Annotated in this window: 16 protein-coding genes; 6 read left to right on the plus strand and 10 right to left on the minus strand. The window is 70.7% G+C overall.

Annotated elements, in window-relative coordinates; translation table 11 throughout:
* Positions 1-31: 31 nt before the first annotated feature.
* The 4 genes from CP981_RS25020 (at position 32) to CP981_RS25035 (ending at position 5,450) form a co-directional block, all read left to right on the plus strand.
* Positions 32-829, plus strand: a complete 798-nt coding sequence (locus CP981_RS25020) for an isoprenyl transferase (protein ID WP_085926752.1) — start codon at positions 32-34, stop codon at positions 827-829.
* A 541-nt stretch (positions 830-1,370) separates the two neighbouring features.
* Positions 1,371-2,693, plus strand: coding sequence for an RNA 5'-3' helicase PhoH2 (gene phoH2 / locus CP981_RS25025; RefSeq protein ID WP_085926751.1), 1,323 nt, complete (start codon positions 1,371-1,373; stop codon positions 2,691-2,693).
* A 407-nt stretch (positions 2,694-3,100) separates the two neighbouring features.
* Entirely contained in the window at positions 3,101-3,799 is a 699-nt protein-coding gene (locus CP981_RS25030; RefSeq protein ID WP_085926750.1) for an aggregation-promoting factor C-terminal-like domain-containing protein, read from the plus strand.
* Positions 3,800-3,923: 124 nt separating this feature from the next.
* Positions 3,924-5,450: an AI-2E family transporter gene (locus CP981_RS25035; RefSeq protein ID WP_167536152.1), complete on the plus strand. Its 1,527-nt coding sequence runs from the start codon at positions 3,924-3,926 to the stop codon at positions 5,448-5,450.
* 80 nt (positions 5,451-5,530) lie between these two features.
* Here the strand turns inward: CP981_RS25035 and CP981_RS25040 are convergent, their stop codons facing one another.
* Complete coding sequence (locus CP981_RS25040) at positions 5,531-6,064, minus strand: alkyl hydroperoxide reductase (protein ID WP_085926748.1); 534 nt, start codon at positions 6,062-6,064, stop codon at positions 5,531-5,533.
* 32 nt (positions 6,065-6,096) lie between these two features.
* Positions 6,097-6,651 carry a peroxiredoxin gene (locus CP981_RS25045; protein WP_085926747.1) on the minus strand — a complete coding sequence of 185 codons (555 nt, stop codon included), beginning with the start codon at positions 6,649-6,651 and terminating at the stop codon, positions 6,097-6,099.
* A gap of 132 nt (positions 6,652-6,783) precedes the next feature.
* On the opposite strand from CP981_RS25045, the gene CP981_RS25050 reads away from it, so the two are divergent.
* Entirely contained in the window at positions 6,784-7,743 is a 960-nt protein-coding gene (locus CP981_RS25050; protein ID WP_085926746.1) for a hydrogen peroxide-inducible genes activator, read from the plus strand.
* Positions 7,744-7,782: 39 nt separating this feature from the next.
* Here the strand turns inward: CP981_RS25050 and CP981_RS25055 are convergent, their stop codons facing one another.
* From CP981_RS25055 to CP981_RS25085, 7 genes are all read right to left on the minus strand, one after another.
* On the minus strand, positions 7,783-8,382 hold the full coding sequence (locus CP981_RS25055; RefSeq protein WP_085926745.1) for a dihydrofolate reductase family protein: 600 nt from the start codon (positions 8,380-8,382) through the stop codon (positions 7,783-7,785).
* A gap of 57 nt (positions 8,383-8,439) precedes the next feature.
* Positions 8,440-10,851, minus strand: a complete 2,412-nt coding sequence (locus CP981_RS25060) for an FtsX-like permease family protein (protein WP_085926744.1) — start codon at positions 10,849-10,851, stop codon at positions 8,440-8,442.
* A gap of 8 nt (positions 10,852-10,859) precedes the next feature.
* Positions 10,860-13,277, minus strand: a complete 2,418-nt coding sequence (locus CP981_RS25065; protein WP_085926743.1) for an FtsX-like permease family protein — start codon at positions 13,275-13,277, stop codon at positions 10,860-10,862.
* Positions 13,274-13,963: an ABC transporter ATP-binding protein gene (locus tag CP981_RS25070; protein ID WP_085926742.1), complete on the minus strand. Its 690-nt coding sequence runs from the start codon at positions 13,961-13,963 to the stop codon at positions 13,274-13,276. The genes CP981_RS25065 and CP981_RS25070 overlap by 4 nt, the downstream gene beginning before the upstream one ends.
* Positions 13,960-14,484, minus strand: coding sequence for a PadR family transcriptional regulator (locus CP981_RS25075; protein ID WP_085926741.1), 525 nt, complete (start codon positions 14,482-14,484; stop codon positions 13,960-13,962). Before CP981_RS25075 ends, CP981_RS25070 begins: the two co-directional genes overlap by 4 nt.
* Positions 14,485-14,627: 143 nt before the next feature.
* Positions 14,628-14,894, minus strand: a complete 267-nt coding sequence (locus tag CP981_RS25080; RefSeq protein ID WP_085926740.1) for a type II toxin-antitoxin system antitoxin — start codon at positions 14,892-14,894, stop codon at positions 14,628-14,630.
* Entirely contained in the window at positions 14,891-15,862 is a 972-nt protein-coding gene (locus CP981_RS25085; protein ID WP_085926739.1) for an SPFH domain-containing protein, read from the minus strand. The genes CP981_RS25080 and CP981_RS25085 overlap by 4 nt, the downstream gene beginning before the upstream one ends.
* A gap of 307 nt (positions 15,863-16,169) precedes the next feature.
* On the opposite strand from CP981_RS25085, the gene CP981_RS25090 reads away from it, so the two are divergent.
* A complete protein-coding gene (locus tag CP981_RS25090; protein WP_085926738.1) occupies positions 16,170-18,443 on the plus strand; it encodes a transglycosylase domain-containing protein in 2,274 nt (757 codons plus the stop codon).
* A 79-nt stretch (positions 18,444-18,522) separates the two neighbouring features.
* Here the strand turns inward: CP981_RS25090 and CP981_RS25095 are convergent, their stop codons facing one another.
* Positions 18,523-19,983 carry a catalase gene (locus CP981_RS25095; RefSeq protein ID WP_085926737.1) on the minus strand — a complete coding sequence of 487 codons (1,461 nt, stop codon included), beginning with the start codon at positions 19,981-19,983 and terminating at the stop codon, positions 18,523-18,525.
* Positions 19,984-20,029 lie beyond the last annotated feature (46 nt).

A 20,029-nucleotide genomic window follows, 5' to 3' on the forward strand; every position in this document is an offset into this window, starting at 1 on the left:
CCGCCATTGGCACGGAGGGGCTGGACCACACATGCTGCGATCTTCCGGGGTGCGCATCCCGTATCCGCCTGCACTGCGCAATCTGGTCTATCGGCTGTACGCGCGCAGGGTGGAGGGTCGCCTGGATCACACCCAGGTGCCCAAGCACATCGGCGTCATCCTGGACGGCAACCGGCGCTGGGCGCGGGCCGACGGGCGGACCACCGAGCAGGGCCACCAGGCCGGTGCGCTCAAGATCAGTGAGCTGCTCGGCTGGTGCGAGGAGACCGATGTCGAGGTGGTCACGCTGTGGCTGCTGTCGACCGACAACCTCGACCGGCCAGAGGACGAGCTGAAGCCGCTGCTCGGCATCATCGAGAACACCGTCCGGGACCTGGCCGCCGACGGCCGCTGGCGGGTGCACCACGTGGGCAACCGCGATCTGCTGCCCACCGCCACCCAGAAGGTGCTCAAGGACTCCGAGCAGGCCACCCAAGACAACACCGGCGTGCTGGTGAACGTGGCGATCGGCTACGGCGGCCGGCAGGAGATCGCCGACGCGGTGCGCTCGCTGCTGCTGGAACACGCCGAGCGCGGCACCTCCTTCGAGGAGCTCGCCGAGATCGTCGACATCGACCTGATCTCCGAGCACCTCTACACCCGCGGCCAGCCCGACCCGGACCTGGTGATCCGGACGAGCGGCGAGCAGCGGCTGTCGGGCTTCATGCTGTGGCAGAGCGCCCATTCGGAGTACTACTTCTGCGAGGTCTTCTGGCCGGCGTTCCGGAAGGTCGACTTCCTGCGCGCCCTGCGCGACTACGCCGCCCGGCACCGGCGCTACGGCTTCTAGCGCGAGTCCTCCCGGGGCCGCTCCCTTTCCGCCAGGCGCGTTACGCCCCATACAACCCTTACGTCCCGGACGCCCTTGATTGTCACGGTACGTCACCAGGCCCCGCCGGCCCCATGCACCGCCGGCGGGGCCTCTTCTGACGCACCATCCCCTCGGGGCTCACCCGAATGGCTCCGCCGCTCGGTGATCACGTGTCACCCAAGGTTCATCGGCTGTGCGTCATATGCCGTGGCATGGCGACGAGGGTTCGAGGGAATATCCCTTCCAGGTCGGCGTCAGGAACAAGCCATCAGACGCCGCATCTCAGCGGGCGGCATGGGGCCGTCCGCCCGGGAGGCCCTTTGCACATCACGGAGGTCCGTGCGCACAGCACGGTCGACGCGGAGGGCCGGCGCTCGGCCCGCGCATCGTGGCCCGAGCCCGGTCCGGTCACTAGATGGCCGGGGGTCCCGGGGACGCCGCCCCGAAGCGGTGGCCCCGGGAGAACACCGCCCCGCGACGCCGTCGCACCCCAACCTCATCCGAGGGGGTTCGTCCATCCGTGGTGAACATCAAGCAGCGCCGTGATAACGACCGGCGCACTTATGTCCTCGACACCAGTGTCCTGCTGGCAGACCCAGGCGCCATGGCCCGCTTCGACGAGCACGAGGTCGTGCTGCCGGTCGTCGTGGTCACCGAGCTGGAGGCCAAGAGGCACCACCCCGAGCTCGGCTACTTCGCGCGGCAGGCGCTGCGCCTGCTGGACGAGTACCGGGTGCAGTTCGGGCGGCTGGACTCGCCCATCCCCATCGGGGAGCTCGGCGGGTCACTCCGGGTCGAGCTGAACCACTCCGACCCCGGGATACTGCCCGCGGGCTTCCGGCTCGGCGACAACGACTCGCGGATCCTCGCGGTGGCGCGCAATCTCCAGGCCGAGGGGTATGACGTCACGGTCGTCTCCAAGGACCTGCCGCTGCGCATCAAGGCGTCCTCGGTCGGGCTGCTGGCCGAGGAGTACCGCGCCGAGTTGGCGATCACCGACTCCGGCTGGACGGGGATGGCCGAGCTGACCATCTCCGCCGAACAGGTCGACGATCTGTTCGCCGCCGAGACCACCCATGTCCCGGAGGTGGCCGAACTTCCGGTGCATACCGGACTTGTGCTGCAGTCCGAGCGCGGCAAGGCGCTCGGCCGGGTCACCTCGGACGGCGCGGTCCGGCTGGTGCGGGGCGACCGGGAGGCCTTCGGGATCCACGGCCGCAGCGCCGAGCAGCGGATCGCGCTGGATCTGCTGCTGGACCCGGATGTCGGCATCGTCTCGATGGGCGGGCGGGCCGGCACGGGCAAGTCGGCACTGGCGCTGTGCGCGGGCCTGGAGGCCGTGTTGGAGCGCCGCCAGCACCGCAAGGTGATGGTGTTCCGGCCGCTGTACGCCGTCGGCGGGCAGGAGCTGGGCTATCTGCCGGGCAGCGAGGCGGAGAAGATGAGCCCCTGGGCGCAGGCCGTCTTCGACACGCTGTCCGCGGTGACCAGCAAGGAGGTCATCGAAGAGGTGGTGGGGCGCGGCATGTTGGAGGTCCTGCCGCTGACCCATATCCGCGGGCGGTCGCTGCATGACGCGTTCGTCATCGTGGACGAGGCCCAGTCACTGGAACGGAACGTCCTTTTGACGGTTCTGTCCCGTATCGGCGCCAACTCCCGTGTCGTGCTGACCCATGATGTCGCGCAGCGCGACAACCTCCGGGTCGGGCGGTACGACGGCGTGGTCGCGGTCGTCGAGAAGCTGAAGGGGCACCCGCTGTTCGCGCACGTCACGCTGAACCGCTCGGAGCGCTCGCCGATCGCGGCGCTGGTGACCGAAATGCTGGAGGAAGGCCGGATCTGACCGGTAGTGGAGACGGCGCCGCCCGGCGAAGCGAAGGAGCTTAGCCGGGCGGCGTTGTGCTGCGAGTGGATATCCGAAAATCGTTTGCCGTAAACGAGGTGTGAGCTTTCACACCCAGTGGGGAATTGCCTCCCGGCATCCCGGTCGGGCAGAGTCTGGGTCCTGTCAGGCCCCGCATACGGCAGCATCAACACCCCCAGCGGTGTGGAACGAACACGAACTTCATAGCGAAACGCCGTATGCCGCCCGAGCACCACGCGGACCCCGAGGGGGACGTACCGGGCCAGTGCCTCCCGTGACCAGCCGGACCCATCGTTCAACCGGGCCCGGAACAAGGGGAGACCAGCGCCAGGGGCACGATTGCGTCCGCGAGGTCACCTATGCGGACGATGCTGGAAGGAAAACGTGTGAGCCGGATCTCGGTCCGGGGACTCGCCGTGGCATCCGCCACCGCGGTCACCGCTGTCGGCGCCGTCGCCGGTGTCGCTTCGGGCAATGCGCTCCCCTCGGTCGATAACACCGAGGCCGCCGCTGCCGATGCGACGATCGCCGACATTCCCGCGGGCGCACAGGCCCAGGTGCAGACGGCTTCCCTGACGCAGCAGGCGGACGACCAGTCCACCCAGGCGGACACGGCAGCCCTGAAGTCCGCCCAGGAGTCGGCGCGCAAGGCCGCAGCTGAGACCGCGAAGAGCAAGAAGGACGCCGCGGAAGAAGCGAAGGCGAAGAAGGCCGCCGAGAAGCGCGAGAAGACGCTGGCCGCTTCCCGGTCCGCCACGCGCGACGCGAGCGACTTCGTCTCCAAGGGCTCGTACTCGATCTCCGAGACGCAGTCCATGGCCCGCCAGATGATGGCGAGCGACCAGTTCCAGTGCTTCAGCAACATCGTGGACCACGAGTCCGGCTGGAACTACAAGGCCACCAACGCCGGGTCGGGTGCCTACGGGCTCGTCCAGGCGCTGCCCGGCTCCAAGATGGCCTCGGCCGGTGCCGACTGGCAGACGAACCCGGCCACCCAGATCAAGTGGGGCCTGAACTACATGAACGACCGTTACGGCAGCCCCTGTGGTGCCTGGTCGTTCTGGCAGGCGAACAGCTGGTACTAGGCCGTAAGCCGCACCATCGCACTTCCGAAACCCCCGAACGCGCCCGCGTCGGGGGTTTCGCGCGTGCCGCACAGGTAACGTCGTGCCGTCAGCTTGTGGCGCGTGGGAGGGGAAGAGGAAGGACATGTCCAGATTGCCTCAGTGGGTCGGTGGCCTCGGCGCCGGTCTGACGCGGCTCTCGCAGCGGCTGGAGGAACAGCGCCGCCGCGCGGAAGCCGCGGCGGCGGCCGACGACCCGGAGCTGAGGCGTGCCGAGCACGCGGACGCCTCCGCGGCCGAGAGCTCGGCGGTCGACGGCCCGGCGGGTGACGGCCCCGCGGGTGACCGTTCAGCGGGCGGCCGTTCGGTGGGCACGCTCACCGTTCCCCGTACGCAGCTGCCCACGGCGGTGGACGGCGTGCCGGGGCCCGGGTCGGAGCAGGAGCCCGAGCCGGCCGCGGGCCGCCCGCCGGAGTCGGTGCCCGCCCCGCCCTCCTACGCCCCGGCCGTCGCGGCCCGCCCCGATCCGGTCGACGCGGTGCCGTGGGGCGTACGGGTGGCCGCCGAGGCGAGCTGGCGGCTGCTGGTGCTGGCCGCCACCCTGTGGGTGCTGGCGCGCGTCATCACCACCATCGAACTGGTCGTACTGGCCTTCATCGCGGCCACGCTGATCACCGCGCTGCTCCAGCCCACCGTGGGCTGGCTGCGTGCGCGCGGGCTGCCGCGCGGGCCGGCCACCGCGCTGACCTTCATCAGCGGGTTCGTGATCATGGGCCTGGTCGGCTGGTTCGTCGTGTGGCAGGTGCAGGACAACATCGACTCGGTCTCCAGCCGTATCCAGGAGGGCATCACCGAGCTCAAGGGCTGGCTGCTGAAGAGCCCGTTCCATGTGACCGAGAGTCAGATCAACCACATCGCGAAGAATCTCCAGGATGCGGTCGGCGCCAACACCGAGGCGATCACCTCGGCCGGTCTGGAGGGTGTCACCGTCATCCTGGAGGTGTTCACCGGCATCCTGCTCGCGATGTTCACCACGCTCTTCCTGCTCTACGACGGCCGGCGGATCTGGAACTGGCTGCTCAAGCTGGTCCCGAGCGCGGCCCGTGAAGGCGTGGCCGGGGCGGGGCCGCGGGCCTGGCGCACCCTGACCGCCTATGTGCGCGGCACGGTCGTCGTCGCCCTGATCGACGCCATCTTCATCGGCATCGGGCTCTACTTCCTCAATGTGCCGCTGGCCGTCCCGCTAGCCGTCTTCATCTTCCTGTTCGCGTTCATCCCGCTGGTCGGCGCGGTGGTCTCGGGCGCACTGGCCTGTGTCATCGCGCTGGTCGCCAACGGGGTGTTCACCGCGCTGATGGTGCTGGCGGTGGTGCTGGCCGTCCAGCAGATCGAGGGCCATGTCCTCCAGCCGTTCATCCTGGGCCGGGCCGTCCGGGTCCATCCGCTCGCGGTGATCCTCTCGGTGGCCGCGGGCGGGCTGATCGCGGGCATCGGCGGCGCGGTCGTCGCGGTCCCGCTGGTGGCGGTCACCAACACGGTGGTCGGCTACCTCCGTTCGTACTCCAGGGAACAGGCGCTGCGGATGTCGGTGGCCCCGCGCGGTGCCACCGCGCTCGGGGTGGCACCGACGCCGCCGCCGGCGCCGCGCCCGTCCGAGGAGCCCCGGGAGTAGGCCCCTGCCCGCCGGACGCACAGAACCCCCGCAGACACCAGGTCTGCGGGGGTTCTTGTGCGGGTGTCCGCGCGCCGGAATTACTCGGCGAGCGCGGCCTCGGCGTCCAGCGTGGCGCCGACGGCCTGGAGGACGGACGCGATCTTGACGGCCTCCTGGATCGTCTCGCGGTCCACACCGGCCTTGCGGAGCACCTGCTCGTGCGAGTCCAGGCACATACCGCAGCCGTTGATGGCCGAGACGGCCAGCGACCACAGCTCGAAGTCGACCTTGTCCACGCCCGGGTTGCCGATGACGTTCATCCGCAGACCGGCGCGCAGGTTGCCGTACTCCGGGTCCGACAGCAGGTGCCGGGTCCGGTAGAAGACGTTGTTCATCGCCATGATGGCCGCGGCCGACTTGGCGGCGCCGTACGCCTCGGCGGAGAGGTTGGCCTTGGCCTCCGGCTCCAGCTCGCGCAGCACCTTCGGCGAGCGCGAGGCGATCGCGCAGGCCAGCACGGTGCCCCACAGCTGCTGCTGCGGCAGGTCACTGTTGCCGATGACCGAACCGAGGTTCAGCTTGAGGTCCTTGGCGTAGTCCGGTACCGCGGACTTCAGTTCGTCGAGAGCCATGTCAGATCTGCCTCCAGTTCGCTAGCGGAGTGTCACTCGCCCGAGAGCAGCGCGACCGGGTCGAGGGTGTCCTCGCCCTTGGACCAGTTGCACGGGCACAGCTCGTCGGTCTGGAGGGCGTCGAGGACCCGCAGGACCTCCTTGGGGTTACGGCCGACGGAGCCGGCGGTCACCATGGTGAACTGGATCTCGTTGTTCTGGTCGACGATGAAGACGGCGCGCTGCGCGAAGCCGTCCTCGCCCTCGATGCCCAGGTCGCGCATGAGCTCGTGCTTCGAGTCGGCGAGCATCGGGAAGGGCAGGTCGGTCAGGTCCGGGTGGTCCTTGCGCCAGGCGTGGTGCACGAACTCGGAGTCGCCGGAGAAGCCGAGGATCTGGGCGTCACGGTCGGCGAACTCGTCGTTCAGCTTGCCGAAGGCGGCGATCTCGGTCGGGCACACGAAGGTGAAGTCCTTGGGCCACGCAAAGACGATCTTCCACTTGCCCTCGTAGGTCTTGTGGTTGATCTGCTCGAACTCCTGGCCCTTTTCCAGCGAAACGCAGGCGGTCAGGTCGAACTCGGGGAACTTGTCACCGACAGTGAGCACGTACTCTCCTTGTTGCGCAGAAAGTCCCTTTTGGGGACTTTCCTTGAGGCTTGGACGGCTTACACAGTGGCACAGCAGGCATTGATCAGGGAAATAGCTAGACTGGTTGCTGTTGATCGGAGGTGGTTATCAGTGGCGTCACCGGCAAACCTGGGCGGCCGGCCCCGCCAGCCCAGCCTGGCGCAGCTGCGCGCGTTCGCGGCGGTCGCCGAGCATCTGCATTTCCGCGAGGCGGCGGCCGAGATCGGGATGAGCCAGCCCGCGCTGTCCGGGGCGGTCTCCGCGCTGGAGGAGACCCTCGGAGTGCAGCTGCTGGAGCGTACGACGCGCAAGGTGCTGCTGTCGCCCGCGGGGGAGCGGGTGGCCGCACGGGCCCGTGCGGTCCTGGAGGCCGTCGGCGATCTGATGGAGGAGGCGGAGGCGGCCCGCGCGCCCTTCACCGGGGTGCTGCGCCTCGGCGTCATCCCCACCGTCGCGCCCTACCTCCTGCCGGCCGTGCTGCGGCTGGTCCATGAGACCTACCCCGACCTGGACCTCCAGGTACACGAGGAACAGACCGCCTCCCTCCTGGACGGCCTGGCCCATGGCCGCCTCGACCTGCTGCTGCTCGCGGTCCCCCTCGGCGTCCCCCAGGTCGCCGAACTCCCGCTCTTCGACGAGGACTTCGTCCTGGTCGCCCCCAAGGAGCACTGGCTCGGCGGCCGCGGCGACATCCCGCGCCAGGCCCTCCAGGAACTGGACCTGCTGCTGCTCGACGAGGGCCACTGCCTGCGGGACCAGGCCCTGGACATCTGCCGCGAGGCCGGCCGCGACGAGAACACCCCCGTGACGACCAGCGCAGCGGGCCTGTCCACCCTCGTCCAGCTGGTCGCCGGCGGACTCGGCGTCACCCTCTTGCCCCGCACCGCCCTCCGCGTCGAGACCGGCCGCAACGACCAGCTCACCACCGGCTACTTCGCGGACCCGGCCCCCTCCCGCAGAATCGCCCTGGCCATGCGCACCGGCACCGCCCGCCACCAGGAATTCCAGGAGTTCGCGGCGGCGCTGCGCGGGGCACTGCGGGGGCTGCCGGTGCGGATCGTGAAGGAGTGAGGGTCAGGGCGGCGGCCACGGGGTAGGGCCCCGCGAGGCTCAGGCCGCGCCCGCCCGCGTATACGTCAGGAAGGCCGCGCCGCTCTGGAGGACGGTGTGTTCGGTCAGTTCCCAGGTGCGGGGGTCGAAGGGGGTGTCCGGGGAGAAGAGGGGGAGGCCGGTGCCGAGGGTGAGGGGGCTGAGTTTGACGATCAGCTGGTCGATCTCCGGGTAGAGGGCGCCGGCGAGTGTGCTGCCGCCCAGCAGCCAGATGTCCTTGCCGTCCGAGTCCTTCAGCTCGCGCACCTTCGCCACCGGGTCGGTGGCGATCAGCTCCACCGCCGGGTCCGGGCTCTGCGTCAGAGTCCGGGAGAAGACCAGATGCCGCAGATGGGGGTAGGCGTCGGTGATCCCGGCCCGGAGGCCGAGTTCGTAGCTACGGCGGCCCTCCAGGACGGTGTCGAAACGGGTGCCCTCACCGGTGAGGCCGAACGCCGACCGGGCCTGGACGGGCAGCACCTCGGGGAGTTCGGCGGCCAGATGCTTGAGGTAGTCGTCGGCGATCGGCCAGAAGCCGTCCGGACCGGTGGGGTCCGCGCCGTCAGGGCCCGCGATGAAGCCGTCGAGAGTGGAAGCGATGCAGTAGACGAGTCGACGCATGGAGGGCCCCCCTTGGGCAGTTGATATGCACTGCTGCGCCGGAATGATCTCGCAGATTCACTCCGTCCGCAGGCCGTCCGGGCGCATCAGGCGCCACAGCCGCGGCAGGGAGAGCGCGGTGATGCCCAGGACGACGGCCGTCGCGGTGCCGGTGAGGGTGAGGATGCCCCACCAGTCGAGCCGCAGCGGGCGGTCGGCCATGTGGAGGAGCAGGGCGCCGAGGGACAGCCCGCAGCCGACGGCCAGGGTCAGCCCGAGGGCCACCGGGACGGCCGTCTGCCACAGGACCGAGCGGCCCAGCACGGCGCGCGGTGTGCCGAGCGCCGCCAGGGCCGACAACATCCGGGCGCGGTCGCGGAGTTGCTCCAGGGTGCTGATCAGCAGACCGCAGCCGATCAGCAGCAGTACGGCGGCGGCGCTTGCGGTCAGACCGAGGCGGAAGACCGTGCCGGCTTCCTCGGTGCCGTCGCGGGAGGACACCACGTCGGTCCGCACGGAGATCCGGGCGGCCGTGTTGCGGACGTACTCGATCGCGTCGGGGGTGTGCGGGTCGAGCCGCAGCAGGACGGCGACCCCGGGGCGGCGCAGCAGGGTCGCGTCCAGCGCCTCGGGGGTGGCGTACACCCCGGGGCCGGCGAAGGCGGGGAGGCGGTCACGGCGCACGGAGGTGGTGTGGCGGGCGCTTCGCGGGATGGTCCAGCGGGCGGGCGCCCGGTGGGCGTCCCGGCTGCCGACCGGGTCGAGGGCCAGCCGGGTGCCGGGGGCCGGGAGCGGGGCGGAGCTCTCGGGGCCCGTGACGAGGAAGACATCGCCGGCGGAACAGGTGCCGAGGTGGGCGAGTTGGCGCAGCATGCCGCAGTCGGCGACGGTCACCGGATACGGCTCGGGGTCCCCGCGGTCCTCGGGTGCGGTGTGTGCCAGGGCCCGGTGGTGGCGGACGGAGTCCGCGTAGCCGGAGATCAGGAGGTGCGCCTCGCGGACACCGGGGGTGGCACGCAGCCGGGCGGCCATCTGGGGGGCGCGGGCGGCCGGCACCGCACCGGCGTACGCGTCGACCTCGGTCCAGCCGGGCCGGGGGGCCTGCTCGTTGAGGCTCCAGGTGCCGTTCAGCAGCACCTGCACGGCGACCGCGCCGGCCACCGCCACGGTGATCCCGCTGACCGAGCGGCTGGTCGTGGCGCCGCTCAACTGGAGCCGCCGTACGGCAAGGTGCCAGGACGGGCTGCTGAAGCCCGCACGGCCCAGACGGGCCACCACCGCGTCCAGCAGCCAGGGCAGCAGCGCCGCCACCCCCAGCAGAAGCAGCGACATCCCGACGATCACCTGGGCGTTGGCGGCGTCGCCGGAACCCCGCCCGCCGATCACTTGCGGCAGCAGCAGCGCCACTCCGGCGGCCGGCAGCAGCACCCGCCACCACAGCCGGCGGCGCAGCGGCGGTGCCGTACGGGTGACGCCCAGCGGCTCCATGGCGACCCGCCGCAGGGCGAACAGGGTGACGCCGACGGAACAGAATGGGACGGCCGAGGCGACGCAGCAGACGAGTGCGGGGTCGGGCACCACGTCGGCGGGGAAGACGCCGAGGTCGAAGAGCGAGAGGCCGGCGAGCGGGACCCGGACGGCCAGGAACAGCGCGGCGCCGGTGAGCAGACCGAACAGCGCACCGGCCAGCGCCTCGCCCGCGGCGATCCGCCGGATGGTGGCCCGGTCCGCGCCCACCAGCCGGAGCGCGGCGAGCCGCCGGTCGCGGCGCTCCCCGCCGAACCGCACCGCGGTCGCGATGAAGACGGTGACCGGGGCGAGCAGCGCGACACAGCACACGAGGATGCTCAGCACCGCGAGGGGACCGGCCCGGAACGGGGTGCCGCGCTCCCCGAACGCGCTGATCCGCTCGACCGCGTTGCCGGGCGCGGGCCCGGGCCGCGGCAAGGTGTCGCTGCCTTGGTAGAAGAAGAGTTCGCCGGGGTGGGTGAGGCCCTCGGCGCCGATGGTGGCGGTGATCCGCAGCTGCGCGAAGCGGCCCTTGAGCAGCGCGCCCTCGGGCGAGGACAGCAGGTCCGAGAGAGCGGGGGAGACGGCCATCTCGCCGGGGCCCGGCAGCCGGGACAGGCCCGGCGGAACGGGCGGGTGCGGCCCCTCGGCCGCCAGGACCCGGCCGTACAGCGGCAGTTCGCGGTAGTCGCTGTAGGAGGAGACGGTCAGCAGCGAGCGGTCCGAGGGGCCGGTGCCGTCCGCCACGGGCACGACGGTGCGGGCCGACTGCCGGCTCATGGCGGCGTTCAGCGCGTTCGGGACGGCGGACGCCAGCAGCAGGACCACGACGCCCAGGCCGACGCCGAACGCCGACAGAGCCGTACGGATCCAGCCCTCGCGGCCGCCGGTGACGGCGAACCGGGCGCCCATGGCGAGGTCGGCGCACCAGCGGCGGGCCGTCCGCGCCCGGGTGCGGTCCGGGTGGGAGGGGTGGTGCATCGCCGCGCTCACTCCGTCCGCAGCCCGTCGGGCCGCATCATCCGCCACAGCGGCGGCAGGCTCAGTGCCGTCACGAAGAGGATGACGCCGCCGCCGATGCCGGTCATCCCCGCCACCACCGGGAGGTCCACCGTCACCGCGGTGTCGAGCATCGTCAGCAGCAGGGTGCCCAGCGCCAGGCCGCAGCCCAGTGCCAGGCCCAGGCCGAGGACGACCGGGAGGGCGGTCTGCCAGAGCACCGACCAGCCCAGGGTGCTGCGGCGGGTGCCGTAGGCGTCGAGCGTGGACAGCAGGCGGCGGCGCTCGTGGAGCTGTTCGACGGTGGAGATGATCAGGCCCGAGCCGATCAGCAGCAGGGTGATGACGGCACCGGCGAACAGGCCGTTGCGGACGCTGGAGTACTGCGCGTCATGCGGATTGTCGACCGCGGAGAACTCGTTCATCGCCGGGTCGATATGGGCCGCGGTGTTGCGGATCTGCTCCACCGCGTCCGGGGTGTCACGGTCGAAGTCGACCTGGTACTCCGCACTGGGGTTCTGGAAGCGGCCGATGTCGACCGCCGCGGGGGTGGCCAGCAGGTCGTAGTGGACGCGGCCGGGGGCGGGTCCGGGGTGGCGCAGCGGGGCGTCGCGGGCCGTCGTGGGGATCTTCCAGGGGTGCGGCCGCACCGGATCGTCCTCGGAGTACCGGGGGTTGAGGTCGACGGTCGCGCCGGGCGTGAGGGCGTGGCCGCGGGCACCGGTGAGGTAGAGGTCGCCGTCCCGGCAGGAGTCCAGCCGGGCCAGGGTGCGCAGCTCGGCGCAGCTGCCGATGGCGATCGTCGCGAAACGGTCGGTGGACCCGGGCTGCCCGGTGGTGTGCGACAGGCCGGCGTCGATCGTGCCGCGGGCCGCCGTCACCCCGGGGGTGGCGCGCAGCGCGGTGAGCGCCCGCTGGACCTGTGGCCAGTCACGGGCGTTGCCCCACAGGCCGATCCGCGGCAGCTTGCCGGACTCGGCGTACGCCTGGGCGAAACCGGCCTGCATACCGGTCAGCAGCATATGGATCGCGATGGCACCGGCCACCGCGACGGTGATGCCGCTGACCGCGCGGGTGGCCGAGCCGCTGTTCAACTGGAGTCTGCGGACGGCCAGTTGCCAGGAGACGGGCCCGCCGTGCAGCCGGCCGACCACCGCGTCGACCAGCCAGGGCAACAGCGCGGCGACCCCGAGCAGCAGCAGCATCGCACCGGCCGCGAGCCGGACGGTGTTGAACAGGGTGTCCCGCCACGGGGATTCCCGGACCAGCGGCACCAGCAGCAGGGCGCCCACGGCGGGCAGTGCCAGACGCCACCACAGCCGGCGGCGGACCGGCGGGCGGCGGCGGACGATGCCCAGCGGCTCGACGGTGACCCCGCGCTGTGCGAACAGCGTCACCGCCACCGCCGCGGTCGGCACCAGCACGGCGATCAGCGCCACGGCGAGCGGGCCCGGGGCCACGTCCGAGGGAAAGACATTGATGTCCCACAGCGTGATCACCGAAGCGCACTGCCGGCCGCCCAGGAACAGCGCCCCGCCCGCCACCAGCCCCAGCAGCGAGCCGAACAGCGCCTCCCCCGAGGCGATCCGGCGGGTCGTCGGGACATCGGCGCCCACCAGCCGGAGCGCGGCCAGCCGGCGCTCCCGGCGCTCGTTGCCGAACCGTACGGAGGTGCCGATGAAGACCAGCACCGGCGTCATCAGCGCCACACACGTCATGATCAGCAGGACCACGGCGGGCGCCCGCATCGGCGGCGGGTGCCAGTCCTTGCCGAAGTGGTCGATGCGATAGCCGTCCGGCGCGGCGAGGGTGCCGCTCTGGGCGACGTAGGTGAGTTCCCGCGGGCCGAGCAGCCCCTCGTCGCCGATGATCCCGGCCACCCGGTAGTCCAGCCGCTCGCGCAGCAGTGCGCCTTCGGGGGAGTCCAGCAGTTCCTTGAGGGCGGGGGAGACCAGCATCCGGCCGGGGCCGGGGAGCCGGCGGACGCCGGGCGGCACCGGCGGATGCGCGCCGTCCGGGCGTACCAGGCGGCCACGGATCGACACCCCGTGGAAGCGGGTGTCGGTCGAGGTGTAGCGCACGGTGTCGTCGGCGGGCGGCGGCTCGTGCGCCTGGCCCAGGTTCTCGCGGGCCTTCTCCCGGCCGTGCCAGGCGTCCATCAGGGTCGGCACGGACGAGCCGAGCAGCAGGACGGCCACGCCCAGGGCGACACCGGCGGCCGTCAGCGCCGTACGGATCCAGCCTTCGCGGCCGCCGCCGGCCGCGAGCCGCATCCCCATCGCGAGGTCCCGGGCCCAGGCGCCGGGGCCGGTAGCCGGGGACGCGGACGTGCCGGGCGCGCGGTCGTCGCCGGGCCCGCCGTCGCCGGGCCCGCCGTCGCGCCCGGCTCGCGAGCGCGGCAGGCTCATATCAAGCCCGCCGGCATGTCCTTCACTTTGCCGTCGCGGACGACGATCTCCCGGTCGGAGTACGCGGCGACCCGGGCCTCATGGGTGACCAGGACCACCGCGGCGTTGCTCTCCCGGGCGGCGTCGGTCAGCAGGTTCAGCACACGTTCGCCGTTGAGCGAGTCCAGCGCGCCGGTGGGCTCGTCCGCGAAGACGACCCGCGGCCGGGTGACGAGGGCGCGGGCGACCGCGATCCGCTGGCCCTGGCCGCCGGATATCTCCCCGGGGCGCCGGTCGTGCACGGACTCGACCTCCAGCCGCTCCAGCCACTCGCGGGCCTGCCGCTCGGCCTCCTTGCGCTTGGCGCCGTTCAGCCGCAGCGGCAGCGCCACATTCTCCAGCGCGGTCAACTCCGGTACCAGCTGACCGAATTGGAAGACGAAGCCGAAGTCGGTACGGCGCAGGGCGCTGCGCTGTGCGTCGCTGAGGCCGGTCAGGGTGTGCGGCCCGTAGCGGACCGTACCGGCGTCCGGGCTGATGATCCCGGCCAGACAGTGCAGCAGGGTCGATTTGCCGGAGCCGGACGGCCCCATGACGGCGACGACCTCGCCGGGGTGGATGGAGAACTCCACGCCGTCCAGCGCCGGCGTGGCCCCGTAGGACTTGTGCAGCCCCTCCGCCGCGAGCAGGGACCCCTCCGGCGTCATGGGCGGACCGCTTCCGCCAGCTTGTCCAGGCGTGCGGCGGTCAGCTCCAGCCAGCGCAGATCGGCTTCGAGGTGGAAGAGCGCATGGTCACAGATCAGCTGGTCGGCGAGGTCGCCGGTGCGCTTGCGCTCGGTCAGCCCGCGCATCAGCCGCAGATGCTCGGCGCGCTGGCTGTCCAGCAGCTCGGCGGCGTTCCGGCCGGTCATCAGCGCCAGGACGATCTTCGTGTAGAGCGTCGACTGGAGATACGGCTCGGGCTTCTCCGGCCGGGCCAGCCACTGCGCGACATCGGTGACCCCGGCGTCGGTGATCGCATACCGCTTCCGCTCCGGCCCGGCCCCCGCCTCCACGGCGTCCACCTCGACCAGCCCGTTCTTCAGCAGCCGGGACATCGTGGAGTAGACCTGCCCGTAGTGCAGCGGACGGTCCTGCCCGAAGTGTTCGTCGAAGGTCCGCTTGAGGTCGTACCCATGGCGCGGACCGGACTCCAGAAGGCCCAGCAGCGTATGACCGATTGACATGGCGAACACCTTACTCGGGGGTGTGTCGGCGGTGTATACGCGCGGCGTATAGGGGCAGGGTGCGGGCGCGCGGCGGCGGGGCGGTCACTCCGTGCGGAGGCCTTCGAAGGCCACCAGGACCGACAGCAGCTCCGTAGCGCGCTTCAGCCCCCGTCCGGCTCCTTGGGCGGCCGCCCCCGTCGCGGTATCGCCCCTGCTCCCTTCGGCAGGCGGCCCGCCTCCAACAGGGCCTTGCGGAGCAGGAACTCGATCTGGGCGTTGGCGCTGCGGAGTTCGTCGCCGGCCCAGCGGGCCAGCGCGTCATGGATCAGCGGGTCCAGCCGCAGCAGCACCTGCTTGCGCTGCTGCGGCCGTCGCGCGGGGGGCCGCTCGCTCTCGGCGCCGGTCCCCCCGGGGCTGTCGGCACTCACTGGTAGAGCGAGCCCGTGTTCAGGACCGGTTGGGCGGCCCGGTCGCCGCACAGGACGACCATCAGATTGCTCACCATGGCGGCCTTGCGCTCCTCGTCCAGCTCGACGATGCCCTGTTCGTTGATCCGTGCCAGTGCCTGCTCGACCATGCCGACGGCGCCCTCGACGATCTGCTGGCGGGCCGCGACCACCGCGCCGGCCTGCTGGCGCTGGAGCATCGCGGAGGCGATCTCGGGGGCGTAGGCGAGGTGGCTGAAGCGGGACTCGATGATCCGTACGCCGGCGGCCTGGACCCGGGCGGTCAGCTCCTGGGCCAGCTTCTCGGTGATCTCCTCGGCGTTGCCGCGCAGCGACAGGGCGTTCTCGTCGTGCGCGTCATAGGGGTACTCGATCGCGATGTGCCGGACGGCCGCCTCGGTCTGGGTGGCGACGAACTCCAGGAAGTCGTCGACCTCGAAGAGCGCCTGGGCGGTGTCCTCGACCTGCCAGACCACGATCGAGGCCAGCTCGATGGGGTTGCCGTAGGCGTCGTTGACCTTCAGTACCGCGGTCTCGTGGTTGCGCACCCGGGTGGAGATCTTCCGTGCGCTGGTGAGCGGGTTGACCCAGCGCAGTCCGTCGGTGCGGATGGTGCCGACGTAGCGCCCGAAGAGCTGGATGACGCGGGCCTCGCCGGGCGCGACCATCTTCACGCCGGTCATGCAGAAGAAAGAGGCGAGCAGCATCGGGATGCCGACGATGATCATCGGTACGCCGACGGCGCCGTTGCCGCCGTCGCCGAGTATGCCGCCGACGATCAGCAGGGCGATGCCCAGCGCGACCCCGAGCACGGTCAGCAGCAGGGCCAGTCCGCCCCCGATGCTGTGCGCCGGGACCTCGCGGACCTGTGGTCTGGGCATCTCGGGTGCGTCGGCGGTGAGGTCGCCGCCGGTGCCGCCGGTGCGGTCGGCCGGTGTCTGCTCGGTCATGGGGTCCCCGTTTCTCCAGGTGTGGCGGGTGATGTCCGCCGCATTTGGTGATGTCGCTGGTCTAGCAAAGTGTTATCACTTTAACGCTGAGCGAGCCGCGGCGTCCAGTGCCGTGCGGGGACTCTTTGGCGACAAATCCCCAGGTGAGGGCGGGGTGACGCGCAATACCCACCCCGTGGTTCCGTCGCGACGGGTGCTGTTTGTCACGTCAGGAAAAGCCTTGATCGATGAGTATTTGTTTACAGATGCGGTGTTAGCTTCAACAGCTGAGTTAGCTGGGGGCGGAACGACTGGAGTTGCTGAAGCGATGGGCCGAGCGGACGCGAGACGAGCGCGAGAAGGAAGCGCTCGCCGGGCCAAGCGAAACGACAAGAAGTCCGGCATACGCCGCTTCTTCACCTGGAAGAAGCTCCTCGGAGCCTTCCTCGGGGTGTGCCTGCTGGGCATCCTCGGTTTCATCGGCCTGTATCTGTACGTGGACATCCCCAAGGGCAACAGCGCTGCCAAGTTGCAGAGCAATGTCTTCAAGTACTCCGACGGCAAGGTCATGGCGCGGGTCGGCGAGCTCAACCGCGAGAGCGTCCCGATCACCCGAATACCCAAGGACGTCCAGCACGCCTTCGTCGCCGCGGAGAACAAGACCTTCTACGACGACTCCGGCGTCGACCTGAAGGGCACCCTGCGCGGCGTCCTGAACACCCTGCGGGGCCAGGGCAAGCAGGGCGGCTCGACGATCACCCAGCAGTACGTCAAGAACTACTACCTGAGCCAGGAGCAGACGGTTTCCCGCAAGCTCCAGGAGATCGTCATCTCGCTCAAGGTGGACAACAAGTTCAAGAAGGACGAGATCCTCGCGGGCTACCTCAACACCAGCTACTACGGCCGCGGCGCCTACGGCATCCAGGCCGCGGCCCAGGCCTACTACGGCGTGGACGTCGAGAAGCTCACCGTCTCGCAGGGCGCCTACCTCGCCTCGCTGCTCCAGGCGCCGAGCCAGTACGACTGGACCTCGGCGACGCCGGCCGGCCAGAAGCGGGTCAAGGAGCGCTGGGCGTACACCCTCGACAACATGGTCGACATGAAGTGGCTCCCGGCGTCCGAACGGGCCAAGCAGACCTTCGACAAGCCCCAGGCGCCCAAGCCGCTGCGCGGTGTGAGCCCGCAGACCAGCTACCTGGTCAAGCAGGCCAAGCAGGAGCTCTTCGCGCAGGGCGTCGACGAGAGCGAGTTCGAGGCCGGCGGCTGGACCGTCACCCTCGGCATCGACAAGAACAAGCAGAAGGCGCTGGAGCGGTCCGTCAAGCGCAAGCTCACCGACGACCTCGACCCCAAGAAGCGCAAGGTCGACGCTGACGCCCAGCTCGGTGCCACCTCGGTGGACCCCAAGACCGGCCACATCGTGGCGATGTACGGCGGCGCGGGCTACCCCAAGCACTACACGAACAACGCCACGCGCTCCGACTACCAGCCCGCCTCCACCTTCAAGCCGCTGATCCTGGCGTCGGCGATGGAGAACAACGCGATCACCCAGGACGGTGTCCCGATCACCCCGAACACGATCTACGACGGCCGTAACCGCCGCCCGGTCGTCGGCGGGGACATCGCCTTCGCGCCGCCCAACGAGGACGAGCACCAGTACGGCAAGATCAGCGTCCAGACGGCGACCAACAACTCCGTCAATGCGGTCTTCGCGCAGATGGGCGCGGACGTCGGCCTGGAGAAGATCAAGAAGACCGCGGTCAGCCTGGGCATGGACGGCTCCAAGATCGATGCCAAGCCCGCGATGACCCTGGGCACCATGGGCGCCAGCCCGCTCCAGATGGCCGGGGCCTACGCCACGCTCGACAACCACGGCAAGAAGGTCACCCCGACCCTGGTCAAGAAGGCGGTGCACCCCGTCGACGGCGTCGAGACCGCGGTCCCGCTCAAGGACCCGATCGGCGAGCAGGTCCTCAGCCGCCGGACCGCCGACACCCTCACCTCGGTGCTGACCGGTGTGGTCAATGACGGCACCGCGACGCAGTCCGTGAAGAACACCGCGTACGAGGCCGCCGGCAAGACCGGTACCTCCGACGACAACAAGTCGGCGTGGTTCGTGGGTTACACGCCCAAGCTGGTCACCGCGGTCGGCATGTTCGGCGAGTCCCCCAAGGGCGGCACCCAGGTCACCCTGAAGGGCACCGGCGGCGGCGGCCGGGTCAACGGCGGCGGCTACCCGGCCCAGGTCTGGGCCGATTACACCGCGTCGGCGCTGGGCGGCAACACCGGCGCGGAGTTCGACCTCGAAACCGACCTCGGTGCCGGTGTCCCGCCGACCCCCACCCCGACGCCGAGCAAGACCCCGTCGGAGAGCCCCACCCCGTCCGGGACGCCGAGCAAGAGCGCGTCGCCGACCCCGTCGAGCCCGAGCACCTCGCCGTCGCAGTCCGGGAGCGGCAAGCCGTCGGACCCGGCCACCCCGACCGACCCCGGCTCCTCCCCGCCGCCCGGCGGCGAGGACGGCGGGGACACCGGCGGCAGGCCGACCGGCGGGAACGCCGACGGCGGCAAGAGCACCGACAGCCTGCCCGGCTTCAACTGACGCCGGTCCCTGGCACATCGCACCGCGGCCCCCACCTCACCGGTGGGGGCCGCGGTCTTTTGTGTGGGAAGGCGCCGCCTCAGCCCCCGTTCACCTTGTGGGCGATCCGGTCGCCCACGTTCTTGTCGATGTTGCGCCAGTACTGGACCGCACGGTCCAGCACCGGACGGCTGACGCCGTTGCGGAGATGGCCGGAGACATTGCTGACCAGCCGGTCGCGGGCGGCGTCGTCCAGGACCTGGCGGACCATCGTGCCCGGCTGGCCGAAGTCGTCGTCGTCCCGGCGCAGCGTGTACGCCGCGCGGACCATCTCACCGCCGGTCTCCCAGCCCGCGGGCTCCCCGTAGCGCAGGGTGTCCGCCGTCGGGCCGCCGTAGCTGTTGGGGGCGTACGGCCGGGCCGCGCGGGACGGCTCGTACCGCATCGGGCCGTCCTTCGCGTACGAATGGACGGGCACCCGCGGCCGGTTGGGCGGCAGCTGGGCGTAGTTCGGGCCGATGCGGTACCGGTGGGTGTCCGCGTAGGAGAACAGCCGGCCCAGCAGCATCTTGTCGGGCGAGGGGCCGACCCCCGGCACCATGTTGGACGGCTCGAACGAGGCCTGCTCGATGTGGACGAAGTAGTCCTCGGGGTTCTTGTTGAGCGTCATCCGCCCGACCTCGATCAGCGGGTAGTCGCCATGCGGCCACACCTTCGTCAGATCGAACGGGTTGAACCGGTAGTCCGGGGCGTCCGCGAACGGCATGACCTGCACATACAGCGTCCACGACGGGACGTTCCCGCCGTCGATGGCCTCGAAGAGATCACGCCGGTGGTAGTCGCCGTCCTCACCGGCGATCCGGTCCGCGTCCTCCTGGGTGAGGAAGTCGATGCCCTGGTCGGTCTTGAAGTGGTACTTGATCCAGAACTTCTCGCCACCGGCGTTGACCCACATATAGGTGTGCGAGCCGTAGCCGTTCATGTGGCGGTAGGTCTTGGGGATACCGCGGTCGCCCATCAGCCAGGTCACCTGGTGCGCCGACTCCGGCGAGAGCGTCCAGAAGTCCCACTGCATGTCGTTGTCGCGCATCCCGTTGTCCGGGCGGCGCTTCTGCGAGCGGATGAAGTCCTGGAACTTGATCGTGTCGCGGACGAAGAAGACCGGGGTGTTGTTCCCGACCAGGTCGTAGTTGCCGTCCTGGGTGTAGAACTTCAGCGCGAAACCACGGGGGTCGCGCCAGGTGTCGGGGGACCCCTGCTCACCCGCGACGGTCGAGAAGCGGGCCAGCATCTCGGTGGTCTTGCCCGGCTGGAAGAGATCCGCCTTCGTGAACTGGCTGACGTCGTTGGTGACCTGGAAGAAGCCGTACGCACCGGCGCCCTTGGCGTGCACCACCCGCTCGGGGACCCGTTCGCGGTTGAACTGGGCCATCTTCTCGATGAGGTAGTGATCCTGGAGCAGGATGGGGCCGTCGGGACTCACGGTGAGTGAGTGCTCGTCGCTCTCCACCGGGATGCCGGCGTTGTTCGTGGTGCGCGGGTCGTGGTGCGTGCTGGTCATGGAGGAATGCCTCCTGTCTCGACGGCGGGGAGCCGGGGCGGCACGG

It is taken from the genome of Streptomyces platensis, from assembly GCF_008704855.1.
Lineage (GTDB): Bacteria > Actinomycetota > Actinomycetes > Streptomycetales > Streptomycetaceae > Streptomyces > Streptomyces platensis.